17 protein-coding genes are annotated in these 22,521 nt (G+C 71.2%); 4 read left to right on the top strand and 13 right to left on the bottom strand.

The window, feature by feature from the left end:
• The first annotated feature begins 186 nt into the window (after positions 1 to 186).
• A complete protein-coding gene (locus IT371_01985; GenBank protein MCC6746396.1) occupies positions 187 to 1,506 on the top strand; it encodes an alpha/beta hydrolase in 1,320 nt (439 codons plus the stop codon).
• A gap of 16 nt (positions 1,507 to 1,522) precedes the next feature.
• On the opposite strand, the gene IT371_01980 is transcribed toward IT371_01985, so the two are convergent.
• From IT371_01980 to IT371_01955, 6 genes are all read right to left on the bottom strand, one after another.
• Complete coding sequence (locus IT371_01980; GenBank protein ID MCC6746395.1) at positions 1,523 to 2,233, bottom strand: hypothetical protein; 711 nt, start codon at positions 2,231 to 2,233, stop codon at positions 1,523 to 1,525.
• Between the two features lie 163 nt (positions 2,234 to 2,396).
• The gene (locus IT371_01975; protein ID MCC6746394.1) at positions 2,397 to 4,055 is read right to left on the bottom strand and encodes a zinc-ribbon domain-containing protein; all 1,659 of its coding nucleotides are present in this window, start codon (positions 4,053 to 4,055) and stop codon (positions 2,397 to 2,399) included.
• Between the two features lie 54 nt (positions 4,056 to 4,109).
• Positions 4,110 to 5,663: a response regulator gene (locus IT371_01970; protein ID MCC6746393.1), complete on the bottom strand. Its 1,554-nt coding sequence runs from the start codon at positions 5,661 to 5,663 to the stop codon at positions 4,110 to 4,112.
• 22 nt (positions 5,664 to 5,685) lie between these two features.
• Positions 5,686 to 6,357, bottom strand: a complete 672-nt coding sequence (locus IT371_01965) for a hypothetical protein (protein ID MCC6746392.1) — start codon at positions 6,355 to 6,357, stop codon at positions 5,686 to 5,688.
• 103 nt (positions 6,358 to 6,460) lie between these two features.
• On the bottom strand, positions 6,461 to 7,957 hold the full coding sequence (locus IT371_01960) for a serine/threonine protein kinase (GenBank protein ID MCC6746391.1): 1,497 nt from the start codon (positions 7,955 to 7,957) through the stop codon (positions 6,461 to 6,463).
• Complete coding sequence (locus tag IT371_01955; GenBank protein MCC6746390.1) at positions 7,954 to 8,916, bottom strand: histone deacetylase; 963 nt, start codon at positions 8,914 to 8,916, stop codon at positions 7,954 to 7,956. Before IT371_01955 ends, IT371_01960 begins: the two co-directional genes overlap by 4 nt.
• A gap of 47 nt (positions 8,917 to 8,963) precedes the next feature.
• Between IT371_01955 and IT371_01950 the strand changes: the two genes are divergently transcribed.
• Entirely contained in the window at positions 8,964 to 10,493 is a 1,530-nt protein-coding gene (locus tag IT371_01950; protein MCC6746389.1) for a glycosyltransferase family 39 protein, read from the top strand.
• Here IT371_01950 and IT371_01945 read toward each other — a convergent pair.
• From IT371_01945 to IT371_01925, 5 genes are read right to left on the bottom strand one after another with little or no spacing between them, the layout of a single operon-like run.
• Positions 10,429 to 11,235, bottom strand: coding sequence for a PEGA domain-containing protein (locus tag IT371_01945; GenBank protein ID MCC6746388.1), 807 nt, complete (start codon positions 11,233 to 11,235; stop codon positions 10,429 to 10,431). The genes IT371_01950 and IT371_01945 overlap by 65 nt on opposite strands.
• A gap of 8 nt (positions 11,236 to 11,243) precedes the next feature.
• On the bottom strand, positions 11,244 to 12,266 hold the full coding sequence (locus IT371_01940; protein ID MCC6746387.1) for an NAD(P)-dependent glycerol-3-phosphate dehydrogenase: 1,023 nt from the start codon (positions 12,264 to 12,266) through the stop codon (positions 11,244 to 11,246).
• On the bottom strand, positions 12,266 to 13,339 hold the full coding sequence (locus IT371_01935; GenBank protein MCC6746386.1) for a diguanylate cyclase: 1,074 nt from the start codon (positions 13,337 to 13,339) through the stop codon (positions 12,266 to 12,268). The genes IT371_01940 and IT371_01935 overlap by 1 nt, the downstream gene beginning before the upstream one ends.
• 10 nt (positions 13,340 to 13,349) lie before the next feature.
• Positions 13,350 to 16,049 carry a HAMP domain-containing protein gene (locus IT371_01930; GenBank protein ID MCC6746385.1) on the bottom strand — a complete coding sequence of 900 codons (2,700 nt, stop codon included), beginning with the start codon at positions 16,047 to 16,049 and terminating at the stop codon, positions 13,350 to 13,352.
• A complete protein-coding gene (locus tag IT371_01925; protein ID MCC6746384.1) occupies positions 16,049 to 17,626 on the bottom strand; it encodes an ABC transporter substrate-binding protein in 1,578 nt (525 codons plus the stop codon). Before IT371_01925 ends, IT371_01930 begins: the two co-directional genes overlap by 1 nt.
• Before the next feature lie 223 nt (positions 17,627 to 17,849).
• Here IT371_01925 and dctP point away from each other — a divergent pair, with 223 nt between their 5' ends.
• Complete coding sequence (dctP, locus tag IT371_01920) at positions 17,850 to 18,746, top strand: TRAP transporter substrate-binding protein DctP (GenBank protein MCC6746383.1); 897 nt, start codon at positions 17,850 to 17,852, stop codon at positions 18,744 to 18,746.
• A gap of 33 nt (positions 18,747 to 18,779) precedes the next feature.
• A complete protein-coding gene (locus tag IT371_01915) occupies positions 18,780 to 19,664 on the top strand; it encodes a decaprenyl-phosphate phosphoribosyltransferase (GenBank protein ID MCC6746382.1) in 885 nt (294 codons plus the stop codon).
• A 24-nt stretch (positions 19,665 to 19,688) separates the two neighbouring features.
• Here the strand turns inward: IT371_01915 and IT371_01910 are convergent, their stop codons facing one another.
• Complete coding sequence (locus tag IT371_01910) at positions 19,689 to 21,020, bottom strand: replication-associated recombination protein A (GenBank protein MCC6746381.1); 1,332 nt, start codon at positions 21,018 to 21,020, stop codon at positions 19,689 to 19,691.
• A gap of 43 nt (positions 21,021 to 21,063) precedes the next feature.
• Positions 21,064 to 22,509 carry a D-alanyl-D-alanine carboxypeptidase/D-alanyl-D-alanine-endopeptidase gene (gene dacB / locus IT371_01905; protein MCC6746380.1) on the bottom strand — a complete coding sequence of 482 codons (1,446 nt, stop codon included), beginning with the start codon at positions 22,507 to 22,509 and terminating at the stop codon, positions 21,064 to 21,066.
• Between the last annotated feature and the right edge of the window lie 12 nt (positions 22,510 to 22,521).

Genomic DNA, 22,521 nt, shown 5'->3' with positions numbered 1-22,521 from the left:
CACCTGCCAACGGCGGACCGCACGCGAGCGACCCGACTGGCCAGGCAGTCTTTCGATTCTCGCACGGCGCGACAGCCGCCTCCACCGAGGCAACCTACGGAAAGACATGCACTTGGCAGGGTCTGCGGCCCTGGTATCCCTCCTGCTAAGGGGAGTCCGGCCCCTTAGCCCAGGAGAGGGCAGCGCATGCGTCGACGATCATCTCTGGCGGTCCTGCTCGGCGCGATCCTGCTCGCGTCCCTGACCGCGCCCGCCCCCGCCGCGCGGCGCCGAACGCGGCAACCGCCGCTCCCGACCAACGAGAACACCCCGGCCCGCCTCTACCCGGCCGGCGGGATCCCGCTCGGGCAGCCGGCGGGCGAGCCACGGCGCGAGCGCAGGATCGAGGAAAATCCAGAGCCCGTGCGGTGGACCGTCGGAGCGGGCGACCCTCGCGGCACGATCCTGATGTTCCACGGGCTGGGCAGCCGTCCGAACAACCGTCTGTTCGCGGACCTCGTGGCGCGGCTGGATGAGGAGTGTCGCGCCCGCGGCGTCTGCTTCCGGGTCGAATCGCACTGGATGCGCGCCGTGGAGCTCGACGACGACGGAAACGCGCAACGCGAGGGCTGGGGCCTCGGCGGCGACTCGCTGCGACGGGCGCGGCGCGCCGTGGAGCAGGCCCTGGGACCGGTGCTCGTGCTCGGGCACAGCATGGGCGCGCAGGCGGCGGTCGAGGTGGCGCAGGCGCTTCCCGATCGCGTGCGAGGTGTCATCGGACTGGCCCCCGCGGTGGGAAGCTTCGGGCACGAACCGGTGGACCGACTGCGCCGGGCCTGGCGGTCGCTCTTTCACCAGAACGAGCTCGCGCCCATCGATCACATGGCGGCGCGGCTGAACGAGCGGCGCGATCGTCTCGAGGAAACCCTCGCTCCGTACGAGGCACGGGTGGAGCGCGCCCGAGAGGAGCGCCGCCGCGCTCGCGTCGAACAGGCGCCCGCGGGGAACGCAACCGGCCGCCGCCTTCGAGGTGGGTTCTTCGGCGCCGAGGGCGCGCTGGACGGAGTCGAGGACGAGGGCGGAGCCTACGACGTCGGCGGCGCCCACGCGGCGGAGACCAGGCCGCGCCTCCCCTTCGACGGCGCGGAGCTAGAGCGTTATCGGGACCTCAAGGCCGAGCTCTCCGATGTGAAACGGGCGCAGGACGACCTCAGGGCCTACGAACGGCTGGGAGGCCGCATCCCTCCGGTCAAGCCCACGCTGGTCTTCCACGGCACGGAGGACGAGGTCATCCCCTACCGCCGCGTACGAGACCTGTCGGCCGAGCACCCCGAGGCGGTCCGCTTCCGGACGGTTCAAGGGGGCGACCACCGACTCCTCAAGCTGCGAGAGCAGCCGCAGCGCGGGGAGCTCGGCTTCATTGGGCGCCGAGACCGCTACAACGCGCTGATCGACGACGCGGCCACCGCCGCGGCGCGCATCGACATGGCGCGCGAGGTGATCCAGTTCCTCGGGGACGTGATGTAGGGGAGCTCGCGGGGCCTCAGATGAGGCCGTCCCAGCCGAGGCTTCCGGGGAGCCAGAGCGTCATCTCCACACTCCCCGGCCCGACGCCGCCAGCCCCCAGGTCTCCCTCCAGCACCACCTCGTCGCAGGCCTCGCTCGGACGACTCAGGTCGAGCAACACCTTGGCGAAGAGGACGCTGCCGAAGTCGGAGCCTGCACAGCGGACCGTGTCGCGCCGCCGCCAATCCTCCTCCTCGGGACCCACGGCGTTCTCGCTGTTCGTGAGCGAGAAGCGCGGCAAGGTCCACTGCGTATCCCGCTCTCCGCCGAGCGGATGTCGCTGCGCCTCCTCCGGTCGATAGCAGTATTGGTACGGGCGCTGCTCGTAGCCCCTCACGAGGGCCCACGCCTCGTCTCCCTGCCGGTAGTCCAGCACGAGCTGCTTGACCTCCGAGTCCGGGTGCGCGAGGTGGAGGCGCACCGTCTCCGGGCGTGGGTGGAAGACCTTCGCCAGCACCAGCTGCGCGAGCTGCGCGTAGGTCCGCTTGTGCCCTTGCAGGTGGAGCATATCCAGGCGACTGACCGTGTAGCACTGGTAGTCGTGGAGCCCCTTCTTGATGAGCAGGCGGTCCGTGCGGAGCTCCGCGGGGGGCTCGGCCAGCGTTCCGGCCGAGAAGACGATATCGGTCTCGAGCTCGTCGATCTTGTCGGTGAGGGCTCCGTAGAGCCTCTCCAGGTCACAGGACATGCTCCCGCTCCTCGCGTAGTGCGTTGCACGCCGGGCCTGCGCACGCGCCGGTACCCGCCCACCGCCTCGCCGCACCAGTCGGCAGCGGCGGCGACCGTCCCTATGCTACGGGGGGAACGGCCTCCGGCGTCCACCTTTTTTTCGCGAGGAAGGCTTGGAGCCGTCAGCTCCCGCGGAAGTTGATCGAGAAGACGAACTCCTGCCGACCGACCGAGGGGAAGGCCCACCGCCGGATGCTCCGCGAGAGGCAGGTGTCGAGCTCCGGGCTGTTGACGCCCGTGATCTTGACCGAGCGGACGGTCCCCGTGTCGCCAATGCTCACCTCCACGTCGGCCTTCACCTCGGCGAGGGTGTTGTCGCGCTTGAGCGCCCGCTCGTAGCACGCCTTGAGCGACGAGCGGTTGTTCTTCTGGACGTTCGCCACTTCCGTCGGGGTGATGCGGCGAGCGGGCACGTGTCCCCGCGCCACACCTCCCGCGCTCCCCGCCGACGGGACGCCCGGGTCGTCGCCGCCGGTACCGTAGAGCGCGGCCAAACGCTTCTGCTCGTCGGTCATCTTCGGCCCACCGGGCGTCGCCCCCTTGGCGGGTCGCCGAGCGGGAGTGGGTGCGGCCTTGCCTCGCACGGAGCGCTCGCCGCTCGACCGCTCCACCTCGACGGGTGGAAAGTCGATCGCCACGTCGCCTGAATCTCCCTCGCCCGCCCCTCCCCCCGCGGGGGTCGTGGACCGAACCGCTGCGACCGTCCCCGCGCCGAGAGGCTTGCCCACGGGTTGCTTCGGCGGCCGGTCGAAGACGAGGAAGTAGACGAGAATAGCCACGCCGGTCAGCGCGCTGATGATCCCGCCCACCGCCGCGATCTTGATGCTCGCCGGCGTGCGGGACGGCGCAGCCGCGGGCATGAGCGCGGGGGGCGGCACGACCATCGGCCCCTCGGCGAAGGACTGGGGCAGAGCGCGCAGTCCCGACTCCATCGCCGGGGGAAGCTCGAGGAACGACGCCTCCGCCGCCCGAGAGGCCGCGGCCGTTCCGACAGAGCCCATCGACGGCGGCGCGGAAGCGAGGGCCGGAGCCGCCGGGGCGAGCGGCCCGGCCCGCGGCGGCATCGGCGTCCGCGCGGGCACGCCGAGAGCGCCCGAACCGTCCGTTCGCGACCCGGCCGCGGCCGGTACGGCAGGCGGCGGGATCGCCCCCACCGAGCTCATCGAGGAACCGAGCCGGAAGAGCCCCGAGCGCGTCCGCGGAGGCGGAGGCGGCACGTAGGGACGCAGCTCGGGAAGGCGAGAGATCTCGACCCAGTCGTCGAAACCGTCGCGCCAGACGTGCGCCTCGTCGCCGGTGGCGCCGCGCGCCTCGCCGCGCTTCACGCGCGAGCAGAGCTCCGCGAAGTTCATCGGGCCGAACTGGCTCCCGTCGACGGCCAAATACCAGTCCTCGTCTGCCACCGCCGCTTCGCGGAAGCCGGGCGGCGACAGGTTCGTCTTCTCGGGCTCGAACTCCTCCTCTAGCTGCTCCACGAGGACCGGAGCAGGAGGTGAGACCTTCAAGGCCGCAACGGCCGGTTTGGCGGCCCGCGGCGCGGCGGCACGTCCGGAGAAGGCGCCTTCGAACGCGCGGTCCAGCGCGCCTCCCCCACCCGCCGGCGGTCTCGAGGGTCCGGTGGCGTCGGGGCGCACGGACGGACTCGACTCGTCGACCCGGCTCGGGTCCTGCACGACGATGATGTTCGCGCAGTTCTTGCAGCGGATCTTGAGGACCTTTCGCCGCACCTTGTCGTCGGCGATCGAGTACTTGGTCCTGCATTTTTCGCAGACGAACTTCATGTCCCTCGGAGCCTACGCGATGGGGCGAAGGAACACCCTAGCCATCCCGACGGGCTAGAGCAACGTTAGCAGATGACGCCTGATCTGCTCGCCGGTTTCTTCGTCCGGACTATGATGCAGGGCTCGTTCCCACATGTCGATGGCGTTGTTCTTGAACCCTCGCCGCTGATAGAGCACGGCCAGACTGCGCAGGGCCGAGAACATCGTCGGGTCCAGAGTCACGGCCTCCTCGAAGGCGTGCATGGCCTGATACACCATGCGCTTCTTCAAATAGAGGACACCGAGTTGAAGGTGCAGCTTGGGAGAAAACGGGTCGATGCGGATCCCCTCCCGCAGGCTAGCGATGGCGCCATCCAGGTCCCCGTCGCGGTGGCGGGCGAGCCCCTCTCGATAGGCCCGCTCCGCGCTCTGCGTCATCCCCGCGTCGGCCACCGGCCGCCGGCTGCGGCTGCTGAGCACGCGCTCCACGGCCGTCCAGAGCGCGTTGATCTTGAACGGCTTCTCTAGAAAGACCTCCACCCCGTAGCTGTCCTTGAGGTCCTGCGCGATGCGCCACCCTCGGTAGACGGACGACACCATGATGATGGGGATCTGGCCGTACCGCTCGCTGGATTTCAGCTTCCGGCAGATGTCGAACCCGTGCAGCTCCGGAAGCATGGCGTCGAGCACGATCAGGTCGGGCGGGTTGGCCTTCACCGCCGCGAGCGCCTCGAGCCCGCGTCGCGTCTCCTCCACCTGGAGGCCGCGGCCGCGTAGCAGCCGGGCCATGAGCCGCAGGAGCTCCTCGTCGTCGTCGACGAGCAACACTCGCAGTGCGCGCCGAGGGGGCGTTTCCCCTTCGGGGAGTTCGCTCTCGTCGGGCACCACCTCCGGCGTCCTGGCCGCCGGCTCGTCGGGCTGAGTCGGCCGCAGCGACAGCGCGGGCCCGGTGGGTGGCAGCTCGAACATACCGCTCTGCACCTCGATGTCGCCGCTCTCATCCATCCCGTCCAGGTCGACGAGGATCGCCTCGTGGTCCTCGTCCAGGTCACCGGCGAGGTCGAAGAAGGGCGGCGAGATGAGTGCCGGCGGGATGTGCGACGCGCCGTCGGGGTAGACGAACGGGAGCGGCGCCGAAGCCGAGTCCGCGTCGGTAGCCAGAGGCCCACGGTACTCGAGCTCTCCCCGCCGCTTGGCCCCGTAGGCCACGTCGATGGTCTGCCGGAGCGGGCCACGCAGCGCCACGGCCGGCATGACCTGCCGCCCGTTGAGAAACGCGATCTCCGCGAGGACTCCTTCATCCTCCGGATCGGCCACCGCCACGAAGACCCGATCCGCATCCATGCGCAGCGGCAAGATGCAGCGCTCGGTAGCCAGCGCCGGCGCCACGGCATCGAGTGCCGCGAGCGGGATGACCACTCGCGCGAGCGCCACACCCGGCACCCCCTTCTGTTCCGAGAGCGGACCGAGCAGCGCGTCCTCCGAGGCCAGACCGCGCGCCAGGCAGAGGCTGGCCAGCCGCTGGTCGCTACGCCCCTGGACCTCGAGCACCTGGCCGAGTTGCTGGGGCGTGAGGACTCCACGCTGCACGAGGAGCTGGCCCATCACGCGGCGCCGAGTCGTCTGCATCGCCTTGACCCCCCCGACGCACCTATTCGAGATACTGCTGCAGGTAGGGCGCGTACTCCGCGTCGCTCGGAAGGTTGGCTTCCACGGCCACGCGACTCCCGTTGTCGGTCAGGCGGACCGCAGCGCCCGAACGCTGCCATGGGGGCACGTGCGTATACTCGATGTCGTTCTGGCGCAGGACCTCCTCTTTCTCGCGTGGTCCCAGGCCCTCGAGGAGCTTCGCCACCTTCTCGGGTGGCGTGTGGTCGCGCGACAGCACGAAGCTGCAGTAGCTGTCGAGCGCGCGCAGATTCGCCTCCTGCTGTCGCCAGAGGAAGTACGCCACGACGAGGTCGGGGGTGGGGAAGGCGTAGAGGCGGCAACCGAAGATCGCCTCTCCTTCCACCTGGAGGCTCATCTTGGTCGAGGCGAGCGCCACGAGAAAACACTGGAGCTCGGAGGCCTCGCGCCAACGCGCAGCCACCACGCGGCGTTCGAGCAGCACCGAGATCTCCGAGTGCTCCGTGAAGGCGTACTTCCCGCAGGCGTCCCCACCGAGCAGGTGAGACGCCGTGCGCACCATCATCTTCGCGAAGCGCGCGTCGAACGGCCGGTGGAAGTCGAAGTCCGGCGAGCGAAAGAGCCCTTCGAAGTCGACGCCCTCGAGCCGCGCCACGAGGAAGTGCCCGGGCGCGACGGGCGTCTCGCTCGGCACCCTATATCCACGTAAGCGGTCTAAGAGGGCAGAATTCACAGGGAAATGATGCTACCAATCCCGGCCGCGCGCGTCAACGCCGCAGGCGCGTCCAGCGGGGGTCTCAACTGGAGCCCCGCCGACCGGGCTGCGGGGGCGGACCAGGGGGGCGCGAGGCCGCCGTCGCCTCCTCGCTCCGCGCCCGGCGAGCGGCCTCACCGTCGGCCTCCGAGCCCGCTGCGTCCGACCGGGCGTCGTGCCGCAGCGCCGCCAGGTCCGCCAGGGCCGCGCGCAGCTCGGCGCCCTCCTCGGCCTCCTCGAGCTCGTCCACCTCCTCGAGTTCCTCCAGGCTCTGGTGCCCGAGCGGCTCTCCGAGCGCCTCCGCGAGACCTCCCCCGAGGAAGTCCCCGCCGTCCAGCTCGAGCTCCTCCTCGACCTGTTCCTCGCTGACGAGCTGCGTCTGGTCGACGCGCAAGGGCCCCGGCGGTTCGTCCGCCTCCAGCGCGTCGCGGGCCTGAAGCTCGACCGTCTCGGCCTCTTCCTCTTCTCGAACGACGGGCGCGCGACGCGCCCCGGTAGGCTCCTCGCCGGGAGAGGCCGCCTCGTCGCCGGTACCGTCCCAGTCGAAGACCAGCTCGTCGCTCCCGCGGCCCGCGCGTTCCTCTTGCTCCTCGGTGTCCACGACCTGAAGGATCTCGCCTTCGGCCACCCCCATGAGCTGCCGGAGGAAGCGTCCGAGCCGCAGCGGCGACCGACGGAGTCCCGCTTCGTCGGCGAAGCGCTCGAGGGCCTCCTCCATCGCCTCGGCGTGGTGGTAGCGCTCCTCCGGCAGGCGCTCGAGGGCCCGCATCAGGATCTGCTCGAGGTCGGCCGGGAACCCCGCGCGAGCGTAGGTCGGCGGCGGCGCGGAGCGACGAACGGCGCGACGAAGCTCCTCGAGACTCGCGGCGCGAAAGGCCGGCTGTCCCACGGCCAGCTCGTAAAGGATGGCGCCGACGCTGAAGAGGTCAGACGACGGCTCGAGGAGACGCCCCTCGGCCAGCTCCGGAGAAAGGTAGGGGGCGCGCCGGTCCGGCACGGTCGCCGCGTCGTCGAGGAGCACCTGGGCCTGCGCCAGGCCGAAGTCGGTCACCTTCACCGCCCCCTCGTAGCTGACGAGCACGTTGGTCGGTGCCAGGCCGCCGTGCACCATCCCCGAGTCGGCCCCCTCCTCCGCCGGCAGATGATGGGCGTGCCTGAGCGCCTCGAGCAGGGCTAGCCCCACCGTCACGCAATGCTCGAAAGGGAGCGTTCGCCCCGCTCCGTGAAGCGCCTGACCGACGAGGCCCAGGTCCACGCCGCGCACGTGCTCGGAGACGATCACGTAGCCCTCGGGCTCCTCGAGCAGGTCGTAGATCGCAGCCACGTTGGGATGCGTGAGTCGCACGGCCAGCGCCATCTGTTCGAGGAACGCCGGCCCACCTCGGGGATCGCCGCTCAGGGCGGAGCTGACGCGCTTGAGCGTGACCTCCCGACCAAGGCCCGAAGCGCCGACCTGGCGGGCGAGTTGCACCTCGCCGTAGGGGCCGGTCGCGACGAGTCGGAGGGGCTGGTAGCGCTGGTGCAGCAGGCTGACGTTCACGGGGAGGTTCCTTCCAGCGACGACGCCTCGGAGAGCATCGTCTCGACGAGCCGCGAAACGCCCGTGGCGAGCGCTTCCAGGTGGTAGCCCCCCTCGAGAACAGCGACCCAGCGCCGGCCACAGAGCGCATTCGCCAGCCGATCGAGCCGCTGGCAGACGGCGGCCAGACCATCGTCGTCCAGGCACAGGCCACCGAGGGGATCCCGCACGTGTCCGTCGAAGCCTGCGGAGACGAGGAGGAGATCGGGCCGAAAGGCTTCGACCGCGGGAACCACCTGGCCGTCCACGAGGGCGAGGTAGTCGGCCGCCTCGATCCCCGCGGGGAGCGGGACGTTGAGCGTGGCGCCGAGGCCCGCCCCCTCGCCGCGCTCCGCAGCGCCGCCGCTCCCGGGGTAGAAGCCGGGGCCGTACTCGTGCAGCGAGACGAAGAGCACTCGCCCGTCGCGATAGAACGCCGACTGGGTGCCGTTGCCGTGGTGCACGTCGAAGTCCACCACCGCCACCCGATCTCCGGCCTCGCGCGCGGCTGCCGCGGCGATGGCCACGTTGCCAAGCACGCAGAATCCGCCCGCCCGGGCGCGTTCCGCGTGGTGGCCGGGGGGACGCACCAGCGCCACCCCACGCCCCAGTCGCCCAGCGCGTACGGCTTGCACGAGCTCGACCACCGATCCCGCCGCGTGCCACGCCGCCTCGACCGTGCCAGCGCTGAAGTACGTGTCGGCGTCCAGATACCCTCGCTGCCCGCGCAACGCCTCCAGCTCGTCGAGGTACGCCGCATCGTGTACCCGGAGCGCCTCCTCGCGCGTCGCGGACCGGCTCGGCACGTGGACCACGCGGTCCCACAGCCCACGCTCCTTGAGCGCGCGAACGCAGACCTCCAGACGTGCAGGCCGCTCCGGGTGCCCCGGCGGCGCCACGTGCCCGAGGAAGCGTTCGTCGTAGACCAGGCCCACCGACATGGCGGGGGATTCTACGGTCGGCCGTGGGAGTCGTCCACCGTAGTAGAATGCGCACCGGGCTCACCGTGACGACCCCCACAGCTCGCCGCGCGCGCGCCGCGCTTCCCGCCCTCGCCCTCCTCGCCCTCCTCGGGCTCTGGTACCGGCTGCTCGCGCCGGCGACGGTCAACGGGGACGGCATCGGCTACCTGAAGCAGGTCACCTCCTCGGGACTCTCCCCGGGCCACCCGCTCTACGTGCCATTGCTCCGGCTCGCCGCGAAGCCGTGGGCGGGCCGTCCCCCCCTCGGGCTCGCGGGCCCGCTCCAAGGGTTGTCGGTGGTGGCCGCCCTCCTCGCCCTCGGCCTCTTCTTCGACCTGGCGCGACGCCGCGTCGGCTCCGGGCGCGCCCTCTTCGCCACGTTCCTGCTCGGAGGCACGCACGCCTTCTCCCGGGCCGCGCAGGAACTCGAGGTCTACGCCCCCGCCACGCTCTGCTGCGTCGCCACGCTCTGGGCTCTCGCGCGCGCGAGCGACGACCGTCGTCCGCGGCTCTTCGCCGCCCTCGCAGCCCTCTTCGCTGCGCTGGCCGCGCTCCTCCACCTGACGCTCGTGCTCCTCGCACCAGCGGTCCTGCTGACCCTCGTCCGCGCGGCCCCCCCCGGTCGCCGCCTCGCCCGCGCGCTCTTCGTCGTCGGCATCGGAACCCTCGCCTTCCTCGCCCCGCTCGCCTGGCTGCTCCACCGCCACGGCGTCGCCGACCTCCCGGGGGCGGCAGCCTGGCTCCGCGGAGCCGACCACGGCATCCCGTACCCGTTGACCCTCGCTGCGCCGCTCATCGCCGGCTGGGGGCTCGCGAAGTCCCTTCTCTTCGTCCCCTATGTGTACGAGGCGTCCCTGCTCCGCGTCGGCCTGCTGACCGCCGCGGCGGTCGCGGCCTGGGGGGTGTTGCTCTGGCGCGCGAGCCGCTCACCGCGGCCCGAGGCCCCACCCCTGGATCGCGTGCTCTCCCTCGCCTGGGTCGTCCCGCTCGCCGCGTTTGGCACGCTCTTCTACCCGTCGGACACGGAGCGCTGGCTCTTCCTCTTGCCCGTGCTGATCCTCTGGCTCGCGCGCGCCGCGTCGCCGGTGGCCTGGGGCGTGGCGGTCGCCGTGACGGTCGCGAACCTCGTCCTCGGCTGGCCCGCGGCCTTCGACCGGCGGGACCTGGACCGCGCCGCGCGCGTCGATGCGGCCGTGCGCACCGGCGATCTCGTGGTCTCTCCGGGGCACGGCTGGGACGAGCTCATCGGGCTCAGTCGGCGCGCGCCCCCGACCCGCGTCGCCCTCATCCATCTGGTCGGAGACGCTCGCCGCCTCGCCCCCGCGCTGGTCACGCTCCGCGCGCGCATCACGGACGTCGCGCGATCCGGGGGCGCGATCTACGTCGCGCGCCTGGACGACCGATCCGACCCGCGCGGGTTCAAGGAGCTCTCCTGGGCCGGTCTCCCCCCCGACGGCTTCGCGCGCTTCTTCGCGGCCTGGCGCCCTCGTCCTACGGGGATCCCGGGGCTATCCCAGCTGGACCCGACCCGTCTCCCTTCCCCCCACGCGCCTTGAAGTCCACCACCACCTCCTCGTGCTCCGACGCCCGGATCACGAGCGCGCGCTCGTCCCGCCCACCACCGTCGTCCTCCTGGCTCACCACCGTCAGCCGGTAGGACCGCGGCGTGAGCCGCAGCCGCTCGACGGGCGTGGCGCCCACGCGCCTTCCATCCAGGCGAACCTCCGCGCGTCCGTCGCTCCGCACGCTCAGCCACCCCGGAGGCGGAACGCGCGGACGCACGGGAACCAGATCGGCCTCCACGGTCGGGCTGGACCCCGCCCGCACGGCCAGCCGCTGCCGAAAGGGGTGGTAGCCGTCCTTGCGCACCTCGAGGCGACGATCTCCGATCGGGACGCTAAGACGGTCGGGGGTCGTGCCCCGCGCCTCCCCGTCGACAAGAATTCGCGCCCCGCGAAAGACCCCCGAGGTGACGATCACCGGGATCTCCTCGATGCGCAGCCCCACGTGCACCTCGCGTCGCGTCCCCGCCTCCACGAGCTCCGAGCGCCGCACCACCTGGTAGCCGTCCTTGACGAAGGTGAGCGCCAGGCGGGTCCCGTCGGGTCGGGTCAAGGTCAACGGCGTGGTGCCGAGGCGCGTGCGTCCGTCGGCCAGCACTGCCGCCCCCGAAGGCGCCGAGCTGAGCACGAGCGCCCCCTCGCGCGCGCCGCGATCGGGAGCCACCGGAGCCTTCGTGCCGCAGCCGGCGAGCCACCAGAGCAGCGCCGCACCCACGAAAGAACCGCGGCAGCGCATCGATCCGCTCACGCCGCGCCGTCGCGACGGGGGCCATCCAGCTCGGAGCGCAGCTGCCTCCCCATCAGGCGTTCCGCCGCCGCCACCGCCGACAAGCCCTCGTAGAGGACCGCGTACACCGTCTCCGTCACGGGCATCTCCACTCCGAGACGCGTCGCCAGGGCCCGCGTCGAGCGCGCGCTCCGCACGCCTTCTGCGACGCCCACCATCGTGCGCTCGATCTGAGCGATCGTCTCGCCCTTGCCGAGCCGCAACCCCACCGTCCGATTCCTCGAGAGGTCGCCGGTGCAGGTCAGCACGAGGTCGCCGAGCCCCGCCAGGCCGGCGAGCGTGAGCGGGTTGCCGCCGCGGGCCATCGCGAGCCGCGCGATCTCCGCCAGACCGCGCGTGATGAGGGCGGCACGCGTGTTGTGTCCGAAGCCCAGCCCGTCGGCGATCCCCGCCGCGATGGCCACCACGTTCTTCACCGCCCCGCCGATCTCGACGCCGACCTCGTCCCCGCTCGTATAGATGCGGAAGCGGTCGGTGGAGAGCGCGGCTTGCACCGCCTCGGCCACCGCCAGCTCCCGCGCCGCCACGACCACCGCCGTCGGGAACCGACGAGCCACCTCCCCTGCGAAGCTCGGGCCCGAGAGACACGCCATCCGACCGTGCAGCGACGGAGGCGCGAGCTCGCGAAGGACCTCGAGCATCGTCAGGAGGCTTCCGTCCTCGATCCCCTTCGTCGCGCTCACGACGCACGGGTCCCCCGTCACGGCCGGCATGACGCGCGCCCAGACGCCGCGCACGAGGTGGGAAGGGACCGCGGAGATCAACAGCTCGCGGCCCACCACCACTTCTGCGGGGTCGGACGACGCGAGGAGCGGCGGCAGCGCGACTCCCGGCAGATAGGTGGAGTTGAGGTGCCGCTCGGTAACCTCGGCCACCACCTCGGGCTCGTGGGCCCAGATCGCCACCTCGTGCCCCGACTCCGCCGCCAGCTTGGCCAGAGCGGTGCCCCAGGCCCCCGCGCCCACGACTCCCACGCGCATCAGTGCTGCGCTCCGGCGGGGCTGTCGCTCGCGTTTCCTCCGGCCGCCTCGACGCGGTTTCGGCCCGCCCGTTTGGCCGCGTAGAGCGCGGCATCCGCGGCGAGAAGCAGCTCGCCGGGGTCCGTCGCGTCGTCGGGGCAGGCCGCCACGCCCACGCTGATGGTGATCTTCCCGGGCCCGAGGCTCAGGTCGCCGAAGCGACGCTTGCCGACGCGCTCGCGCAGTTGCTCCGCCACCGCCATCGCCGAGCGTCGCGGCGTGTCGATGAGCAGGATCGCAAACTCCTCCCCGCCGTAGCGCGCCACGACGTCGTTCACGCGCCGCCCCTCGGCGATCATGTCCGCCACCTGCCGCAGCACCTGATCTCCCGCCGGGTGCCCGTGGAGGTCGTTGTACTGCTTGAAGTGGTCCACATCGACCATCAGCAACGAAAGGGGCAGCCCGGTGCGCCCGCTGCGCTCGACCTCCATGCCGAGCCGCTCGTGGAAATAGCGGTGGTTGTAGCGCCCCGTGAGGCCATCCGTGATCGCCAGCTGCGAGAGCCGCTGATTGGCCTCCGCGAGCTCGGAGGTGCGCTCCTCGACGCGCCGCTCGAGCAGTCGGTTGAGCTCGGTCAGCTCGGCGTTCTTTTCCTGCAGGTCCGCCACCAGCCGGTGGTTCTCCTGCACCAGGGCGTACTTCGTCAGCAGGCTCCCCACCGTGAGGCGCAGGTCCGGCTCGTCCCACGGCTTCGTGATGTAGCGGTCGAGCCCCGCCAGGTTGATGGCCTGGACCACCGCGTCGAGCCCTGCCTGCCCGGTCAGGAGGATCTTGATCGTGTCCGGGTTCCGGCGATGCACCTCCTTCAGGAGCTCGACGCCCATCATCTCCGGCATGATCTGGTCGGCGATGACCATCGCCACCGCCTCGCGGTCGCGGTCCAGCTCGTCGATCAGCTCGAGGGCCTGCGACCCGCTCGCCGCGAGGTCGATCTCGTAGCGGCCGGCGAACGGGGCGAGCTGCTGGCGCAGGGCGTTGAGGATTCCCTCCTCATCGTCGACGCACACGATGTGGTCGCGCGGCGCAGCTCCCATGGTCCCTCGCCTAGGCCGACCCGCGCGCGGCGTCTCGCTGGAGTACCGCGAGCGCCGTCGGTCCCCGAATCGGCAGGAGCACCGTGAACGTGGTCAGGCCGGGACGCGATTGCACCGCGATCTGCCCGCCGTGCTTCTCGATGATCTTCCGCGCGATGCCGAGGCCGAGGCCCGTGCCCTCACCACGCGGCTTCGTCGAGAAGAAGGGCTCGAAGATCCGCGGCAGGATCTCGGCCGGAATGCCGGGACCCGAATCACTGATGCGAACCCCGACCTCATCGCCGTCTCGGAAGGTCTCGATGGTGATGCGCCCGTGCCCCTGCATGGCCTGCACCGCGTTGTGAATCAGGTTCGTCCAGACCTGATTCAGTTCGTCTGCGAACACCGCAACCTTCGGCAGCGGTGCGAATTTTCGCTCGACGCTTATACCATAGCGAAGCTCGTTGTGGAGGATCGTGAGGGTCGTCTCGAGCCCCTCGGTCAGGTCCGCTTCCTGGATCGCCCCCTGATCCGTATGCGCGTACGAGCGGAGCGCTCGCACGATACGCACCACCGCCCGGTTGGCGGTCTGGATCGAGGCCGCGCTGCGCTCGAGAAAAGTCAGGTCCTCCAGAAACCCGACCACCACGTCCGGGTCGACGCGTCGAGCGATGGTCGCCACGAACGGTACCATGCCGCCTGCATCCGCTTCGACGAGTCGCCGCGACAGTCGCGCCGCATCGGGGACGCCGTGTCCCTCGAGCGTGCCCGTCAGCTCCCGCGCGCGTCTGCGGACCTCCGCAGGGGGAAGGAGCCCGATGCTCCCCGACGAACCGTGGTGCGAGGACCGGTCGTGAACGAGGCGCTGGAGCTCGTCGGCGGGCAGGTCGGAGGCGAGCAGGGTCCCAAGCCGCCGCAACGCGCGCGTCAGGGTCTCCGAGAGCACCTGGGCCGAACCGTGAATCGCCCCCGCCGGGGTGTTGATCTCGTGCGCCAGGCCCGCCACGAGCGTCCCGAGTCCTGCCATCCGCTCGGAATGGATGAGCTGCGACTGGGTGTCCTTCAGCTCGGTCACCGTCCGCGCCAGCTCTTCGTTCGCGGCCTGCAGCTCGGCCGTGCGGCGCGCGACCAGCCACTCGAGCTGCTCCGAGAACGCCGTCAGCTCGGCGTAGAGCCGAGCGTTCTCGATGGCCGTCGCCGCCTGCCCGCCGAAGGTCACGACCAGGCTCACGTCGGCCTCGGCGAAGGCCGGCGCGCCGACCGCCCGGCTCAGGATCAAGACCCCCGCCACGCGCTCCTTCGCCTCGAGCGGGATGGCCAGCCGGCGCGGCTCCACCTCCGGTCGGCGCGTCCTCGACACCTCGCGCACCAGCTCGATCCAGCCCTCGGGGGGCACCGCGGTGCCGCTCACGCGTGCCTCACCGGGGGCGGGAGGGCCTTCGGCGTCCGGATCGTCGAGGCCTACCGCCGCCCGAAGCTCCAGGGCCGCCGCCTCCCCCACCAGCCACAGCCCTCCGCGGTCGGCCTGCAGCACCACCGCTGCCTCGCGCACCACCTGCCGCAGGACGTGGTCCAGACTCAGCTCGGAGGTGACGGCGCGGCTGATCTGGTGCAGCGTGGAGAGCTCGCGGATGCGCGCGGCCAGACGCTCCTGGTTCTCGCGCAACGCATCCGTCATGCTCTGGAACGCGCGGGCCAGCTGACCGATCTCGTCGTCGGTCTCGACCGCCAGGTCGCGCGTCAAATCGCCCGCCGCGACCGCACGCGTCCTACGCTGCAGGCGGGAGAGCGGCGTGGTGATGCGCCGCCCGAGCACGAAGGCCAGCACGAGCGCGAAGGCGAGCGAGAACGCGCCGCCAAAGGCCAGGGAGCGCACCGCCGAGCTCTGAGCCCGCTCGAGCTCCGTCCGGTCGAGTCCCACCACGAGGAGCCCCACCCGGTCGCCGTGCACCGTCTGCAGCGCCGCGACGCCGAGCGAGTACTCGCGCCCACCGAGCTCGTGCACCAGCGCGGCCGACTGGGCCTCTCCCGCCGGCCCGACGCTGCCCGGGAGAGGCGCGAGGCCAGCCAGCCGCCGCCCGAGAGGGTCGAAGAAGGTCGACGCGACGGGGCGCCCTCCATCCACGAAACCGACGTCCGCCCGAACCACGCCCTTCAGGTAGTCGGCCAGCTTCTCGTCGAGCGGAGCCGTGATGACCACCACGCCGCGCAGAATGAACTCCTCGTCCACGATCGGCGCGGCGGTCTGGATGACGAGGTGCCCACCCACCCGGTCGAGCGTCGCGTAGCGTTCGTACTCGAGGGCATGCGCCACCGCGGGGCTCCGCGCGTGCGAGTGCAGGGTCCGGTCGGCGCCGGCCGAAGGATCGATGCGTCCGAGAACCTCGCCGCGCGCCCCAACCACCTCGACGAGCTGGGAGGGCAGGGACGCCGCGTGCCGCTCGAGATAGCTCGGCACGAGGGCGGGCTGCAGAGCCAGGAGCTCGTGCAGCTCCGGGTACGCAGCGAGCGAAGCGGCATCCGTGCTCATGCGCTGCACCTGGCGCAGGAGCAGGTTCAGCGCGATGCCCGCGGTCTGGCGAGCCTGGCCCGACAGCTCTCGCTCGAGACGTCCCATGGCCACGCCTCGGGCAAGCAGCCCGACGAACACGAGGGGCAGCACCGACGCTCCGGCCATGACCAGCGCGAGCTTGCTCCGCAGCGACCACCGGCGGCTCACCCGGCCGATCATCAGAAGCGCACCTTGCCGTAGAGCACCGCGTATGTTGGGTGGACGAGGAGGTTCTGCACCGCCCGGCGCGCCGCGACCACTACGTCGGAGTGCGCGAGCGGCACCCACGGGGCGTCCTCGGCCACCAGCTCCTGGACCTTCTCGTAGTAGCGTTGCCGGACTCCGCGACGGCGCTCGCTCTGCGCCTTGACCAGCAGGTCGTGCACGGTGTCGTTGGCGTAGAAGGCCAGGTTCTGCGCGGTCCCGCGCCGGGCGTTGTCTCGATCGAGGAGGACGTAGAGGAAATTGTCGGGGTCGCCGTTGTCTCCGAGCCACCCCATCAAGCAGAGGTCGTGCTCTCCGTTGCGCAGGGCGCGCACGTGGTCGGAATAGGGCTGCACCACCAGATCCACCTTCAGCCCCACGTCGACCAGGTTGCGGGAGATGATGCGTGCCGCCAGGAGCGGTGACGGCATGTAGGGACGCGGCGTGTCCATCGTGTAGAGCTTGAGGCGGCGGCTCGGCTCCCACCCCACCGCGCGCAACAGCAGCCGCGCGCGCTCCGGGTCGTACGGATAGGCCCGCGCCCCCGCGTTGTGGCCCCAGAGGCCGGGCGGCAGCGGGCCGCGAGCGGGAACGGCCAGCCCCTGGTAGACGAGCTTCACGATGGCGCGCTTGTTCACCGCGTAGTTCACCGCCTGACGCACGCGCGGATCGTCGAAGGGCGCCCGCTGGGTGTTCATCGCCAGGTAGGCCACGTTGTTCCCCGTAGAGCGGTAGAGCCGCAGGTCTGAGTGCAGCAGGACGATCTGGCGGTCCTCGGGCGCGAGAGAATGCGCCACGTCGAGCGTCCCGCTCTGCAGCCCCGCCAAGGCCTGCCTCGCATCGGGCACCACCCGATAGACCAGTTTCTCGACCGCCGGAGGACTGCCCCAGTACCGCGGATTGCGCGCGAGCTCGATGCGGTCGCCGCGTTGCCAGCGCCCGAAGCGATAGGGTCCCGTTCCGACGGGGGCCCTGGCGAAGGCCGCGCCAGCTCGTCGCATCGCCGTCGGACTCACCACGCTCACCGGGAACATGGCCAGGTTGGCCAGGAAGGGGGCGTACGACTGACGGATGCGCAGCTCCACGGTGTAGCGGCCCAGGCGGCGCGTGCCGAGGATGTTGCGGAAGGTGTTCTCCCAGTAGGGGAAGCTCTGGAAGTGCTGCGGGTGGAGCGGATCCCGCTGTCTCTCGAACGAGAAGACGACCGCGTCGGCATCGAACGGCGTACCGTCGTGGAAGGTGACGTCGCGCCGCAGGAAGAAGCGCCAGGTCGTGCCGCCGTCGCGCTCCTCCCAGTGGGTCGCGAGACCGGGCTCGACCTCCGTCGACCGCTCGCGATACCGCACGAGCGTCTCGAAGATCTGCGTCGCCACCTGCATCGATTCGAGGTCGGTGATCGCCGCCGGGTCGAGCGTGAGCGCATCCCCCGGGCGCGCGATGAGGAGCGTGGTGCGCGCGGGGTGGTCGCCGTCGGCGCAGCCGCCGGTACCGGGGCACAAGAGGCACAGGAGCAGGCCGCACCCGAGGAGGCGTCGGCGGGCCGCGTTCACCATGGCCCAAGCCTACACTACCCCCTCGGAGGAAGCACCCGCCGCGCCGACGAGGTATAATGCGAACCGACCGATGCCCGCACGCCCGCGCTCCTCTCGCGCTCCGCGCGTCACGCTCTCGCTGTTAGCGTGCCTGGCTGCGACCACGCTGGCGGAGAGCCGCCCGCTCGCACACGGGCGGCAGGTCCTCCGCCTCGCTACGCTCCTGCCCCGTGGAACCTCCTGGATGATCGAGCTCGCACGTGTGGCCCGGAACGTGGAACGCCTGAGCAAGGGAGAGCTCAAGCTCCAGTTCTACCCGGGGGCCGTGATGGGCGACGAGAGGGACGCCATCCACCGCACACGCGCCGGCCAGCTCAGTGGAGGCGTCTTCACCGGCAGCGGAGTGGGCCAGGTCCTGCCCGCCGTGCGCGTCCTCGAGCTCCCGGGTCTGTTCCGCACGGTGCAGGAGCTGGATCGCGTGCGCGAGGCGCTGACCCCCGACTTCGCCGCCGACCTCGAGCGTCGCGGGTGGATCCTCATCGCCTGGGGGGACGTGGGATGGGTCAGGTTCTTCTCGCGCCAGCCCATCTCCTCCCCGGCCGAGCTCCGTCGGGCGAGGGTCTGGGTCTGGACCGACGACCCGCTCGCCCGCGCGCTGGTCGGCTCCTTCGGTCTGCGGGCCGTCGCGCTCTCCCCGCAGGACGTCCTCCCCGCCCTGCAGACCGGCCTCCTCGACATGGTCTACAGCTCCGCGTACACCGCCCTCGCGCTCCAGTGGCACACCCACGTGCGCTACATCTCCACGGTCCAGCTGAGCTACGCCATTGGCGCCCTCATCGTCTCGCGGGCGGCGTTCGCGGCCTTGAGCCCGCGAGCCCAACTCCTCCTCAGGGAACAGGGGCGCTGGCTGCAGGCCCGATTGATCCAGCGCTCGCGCAGCGACAACGACCAGGCGCTCCGGCAGCTCCGAACCCTCGGAGTGAAGGAGATCGGAGTCAACGCTGCGCTCGATGCGGAGGTCCAGAAGAACTCGAAAGCGGTCTGGGAGCGCCTCGCAGGCTCTCTCTACCCGCGACAGCTCCTCGACCGCGTCCTCAAATTGCGGGCCGAGCTCCGCGCGGGCGGCCCTCGCGGGAATTGACATCCCCCCGTCGAAGCGGTCTAAAAGTCTCCGATGCTCCGCGCCCTATTCTGGTCCCTGCGCCCCCACCAGTGGTTCAAGAACCTCTTCGTCGGGGCACCGCTCCTCTTCGCCAAGCAGCTCATGCACGGGCCTTCCCTCCTGCTCGCGGCAGTGGCGGTGGCGCTCTTCAGCCTGCTCTCGGGCGCCGTCTACCTGATCAATGACCTCTTCGACATCGAGAAGGACCGCGCCCACCCCAAGAAGTGCTTCCGCCCCATCCCCGCCGGCCGACTGCCGCTCGGCCTCGCGCGCAGCGCCGCGGCCCTGCTGATCCTCGTCTCTCTCGGGCTCTCGCTCCGGCTAGGGCTCCCCTTCTTCGCCTGCGCCGCGAGCTACCTCGTGCTGAACCTCGCCTACTCGCTCGCGCTCAAGCACATCCCCTTCGTAGACGTTCTGAGCATCGCGAGCGGGTTCCTGCTGCGCGTCGTGGCCGGCGCCGCGGCGATCGGCGTCGTCGCCTCACCCTGGCTACTGCTTTGCACCTTCTTGCTGGCCTGCTACCTGGGCTTTGGCAAGCGAGCCCACGAGCTGGCCACCGCCCCCGAGACCCGCGCCGCCGAGCAGCGCCCCGTCCTCTCGCGCTACCGGCAGGAGCACCTGCGCCCGATTCTCTGGATCCTCGCGCTCGCCACCTGCGCGGCCTACGGGCTCTACACCCTCTCGCCGCACACCCGCGCGTTCTTCGGCACCACGCGCCTGGTCTACACCACCCCGTTCGCCGCACTGGGCCTGGTCCGCTTTCTTCAGCTGATCAGTCGACGAGGCGTCGCGGACAGCCCGACCGACGCCATGCTGCGAGATCCCCTGTTCATGGCGAACCTCGGGCTATGGGCCGCCGTGGTGGCGACGATCATCTACTGGCGCAATTCGTTCTAGATTGCTGCTTCTAGAATACTGAGACTAGCCGCTACGCTCCGGCCCATTCCGCCCCGCGGTCTCCCGCCATCGCTCCAGGCGCCGGCCGAGCTCCGACTCCAGTCCTTCCGCCGAGGGCTCGTAGTACCGCCGACCGGCAAGGGGGGCCGGGAGGTGCTCCTGCGCGACGAAGTGCCCCGGGTGGTCATGCGCGTAGCGATAGCCCGCCCCGTACCCCTGTTCTTCCATCAGTCGGGTGGGCGCGTTGCGAAGGTGCATCGGCACGGGCAGCGCCCCGTGCTGGCGCACGTCGGCTCGCGCCCGGTCGTAGGCCACGAGCGCGCTGTTCGACTTCGGGGCGCAGGCCAGGTAGGTCGCGGCCTGCGTCAGCGGCAGCACCCCCTCGGGCAGCCCCACGAGCTGCACCGCGCTCAGGGCCGCGGTGGCCAGCACCAGCGCCTGCGGGTCGGCGTTGCCGATGTCCTCCGCGGCGAAGATGACCATGCGCCGCACGACGAAGATCGGGTCCTCTCCCGCTTCGAGCATGCGGGCCATCCAGTACACCGCGGCGTCCGGGTCCGAGCCCCGCAGGCTCTTGATGAAGGCCGAGGCCACGTTGAAGTGCTCCTCCGCGGCCTGGTCGTAGAGCAAGGTCTGGCTACCGAGGGCTTGCTGGACGAGCTCGGGGGTCAGCGTCTCGCCCGGTCCCACGAGGGAGAGCGCCACCTCCAGCACGGTCAGGGCCCGTCGAGCGTCCCCTCCGGCGGCCTGCGCGATCCCCCGCAAGAGCTCGTCCGGGACCACCGCCTGCTGGCGCCGCAGCTCGGCGTCCTCGGCCACGGCACGGCCCAGGATCCCGACGAGGTCGTCCTCGGCGAGCGGCTCGAGCCGCAAGACGCGCGACCGCGACAGGAGCGCCGGGATCACCTCGAAGGAGGGGTTCTCCGTCGTGGCCCCGACGAGGATCACGGTCCCCTGCTCGACGTGCGGCAGGAGCGCGTCCTGCTGGGCCTTGTTGAAGCGGTGGATCTCGTCGATGAACAGGACCGTGCGACGCCCCATCTGGTCGCGCTGTCGGGCGGCCTCCTCCACCGCGGCCCGCAGCTCCCGGACCCCGGACCCCACCGCGGGGAGGTCGACGAAGATCGCCCCCGTACTGCGAGCGATGATCTGCGCCAGCGTCGTCTTCCCGCTGCCCGGGGGTCCCCAGAGGATCATCGACGGGATCCGGTCGTCGGCGATCACGCGCGCCAGCAGGCGGCCGGGGCCCACCAGGTGCTGCTGACCGAAGAGCTCCTCGAGGCGGTTCGGACGTACCCGCTGAGCCAGGGGCTGACCGCGCCGCTCCCTCTGCGCCTGTCGCTGGAAAAGGTCCATCGCGTCTCCTCGACCTGCGGGTTCGCTATAGCACGCCCCCGGGTCAACGCTCGAGGTAGGCGACCATGGCCCGCGCCATCTCGTCCGCGCGGTGTCGGGCCGCGAGGAGGCGACTCGAGGGGAGCTCGCTGGCCAGGATGGCGAAGGCCAGGAGCCCCTTGCCGCTCGCGGTGCCGGCATAGCCCGCCAGGCTGATCACGTTCGCCAGGGTGCCGGTCTTGGCGCGGATGAGGCGCTTGGCCCCCGTGCGGGCCAGCCGGTGACCGAGCGTGCCGTCCACGCCCGCCACGGCCAGCGATGAGGCGAGCTCTTGTCCGTAGCGGAAATCGAGGTGCGCAGCCCGCAGTAGCCGCACGAGCTGCGCCGCGGTGAAGCGGTTGCTCTTGTAGAGACCGGACCCGTTCAGCATCAGGTAGCTGCCCGGCGGAACTCCCGCCCCCGCGAGGTGCTGCGCCACCGCCTTCAGCCCCTTCGCAGCGCTCCCCGGAGGACCGCTCACCTCCGCGCCGATGACCTTCAGAAGCTGCTCGGCGACGAAGTTGCTGCTCACCTTGTTCATGTGGCGCACGAGGACCGCGAGCGGCGGCGAGTACCGCGTGGCCACCGGGCGCACGCCAGCCGGCGTCGCCCCCCGGCGCACCCGCTCCTGCGCCACCTTGATCCCCCGCTCGGCCAGGAGGTCGAGGAGCGTGTAGCCCGCGAGCAGGCTCGGGTGCTCGATGCGGCGCCGCACCCACTTGCTCGCGTAGCCGGTCCGCACGCGCCCCGAGACGATCACCAGGGTCGCGTCTCCCGCGCCCTTGGTCTTCACGTCGATGAAGCTGCGCCGCCGTGGGCCGACGGTGCGCACGCGGTTCACGAGCTTCAGATAGCGGCTCCGGGGCTGGAGGATCACCGACGCGGGCTGCCCGGGGGCAGGACCGGGCACCACCCGTACCGACACGCCGTTTTCGTTGATCGACACGGCGCCGATCGGCGCGCGGTAGTGTCGGTCGGTACGGTTGCTGCGAAAGAGCGGCGCCAGGAGGTGACGGTCGAAGTGCGTGTCGTCCACCACCACGCCGCCGCGCACCTCGCGAACCCCGAGGTCGTAGAGGTCCTGAACCATGCGCCAGAGGTGCCCCTCGCGAAGGGTCGGATCGCCGAAACCCTTGAGGTGCAGGTCCCCCTCGACGACGCCCCCGTCGCGGCGCGCCGCGTAGAGCACGGTCTTGATGCGGAACTCCGGCCCGAGCAGCGCGAGCGCCGTGCTCGAGGTGACGAGCTTCACGCAGGAGGCGACGGGGGCCGGACGGTCCTCGGCGTGCGCTGCCAGGAGCGCTCCCGTCTTCAGATCCATCACGGCGTAGCTGAGCCGGCCACCGAGGCGCTGCCCCGCGAGCTGGGCGAGCCGTTGCTTGAGCCGTAGCGTCGCCTCGTCGGGACCCTCGGCGGCGGCGGTGGCGCTCACGAGGAGGAGCGCCGCGAGGGTCACGGCCCGATGGGGCATCCGCCCATCTTA

The sequence above is a fragment of the Deltaproteobacteria bacterium genome (genome assembly GCA_020848905.1).
In the GTDB taxonomy this organism is placed as follows: Bacteria; Myxococcota_A; Polyangia.
Note: the sequence above shows the minus strand (reverse complement) of the source record. Positions and strands in the feature narration are given on the sequence as shown.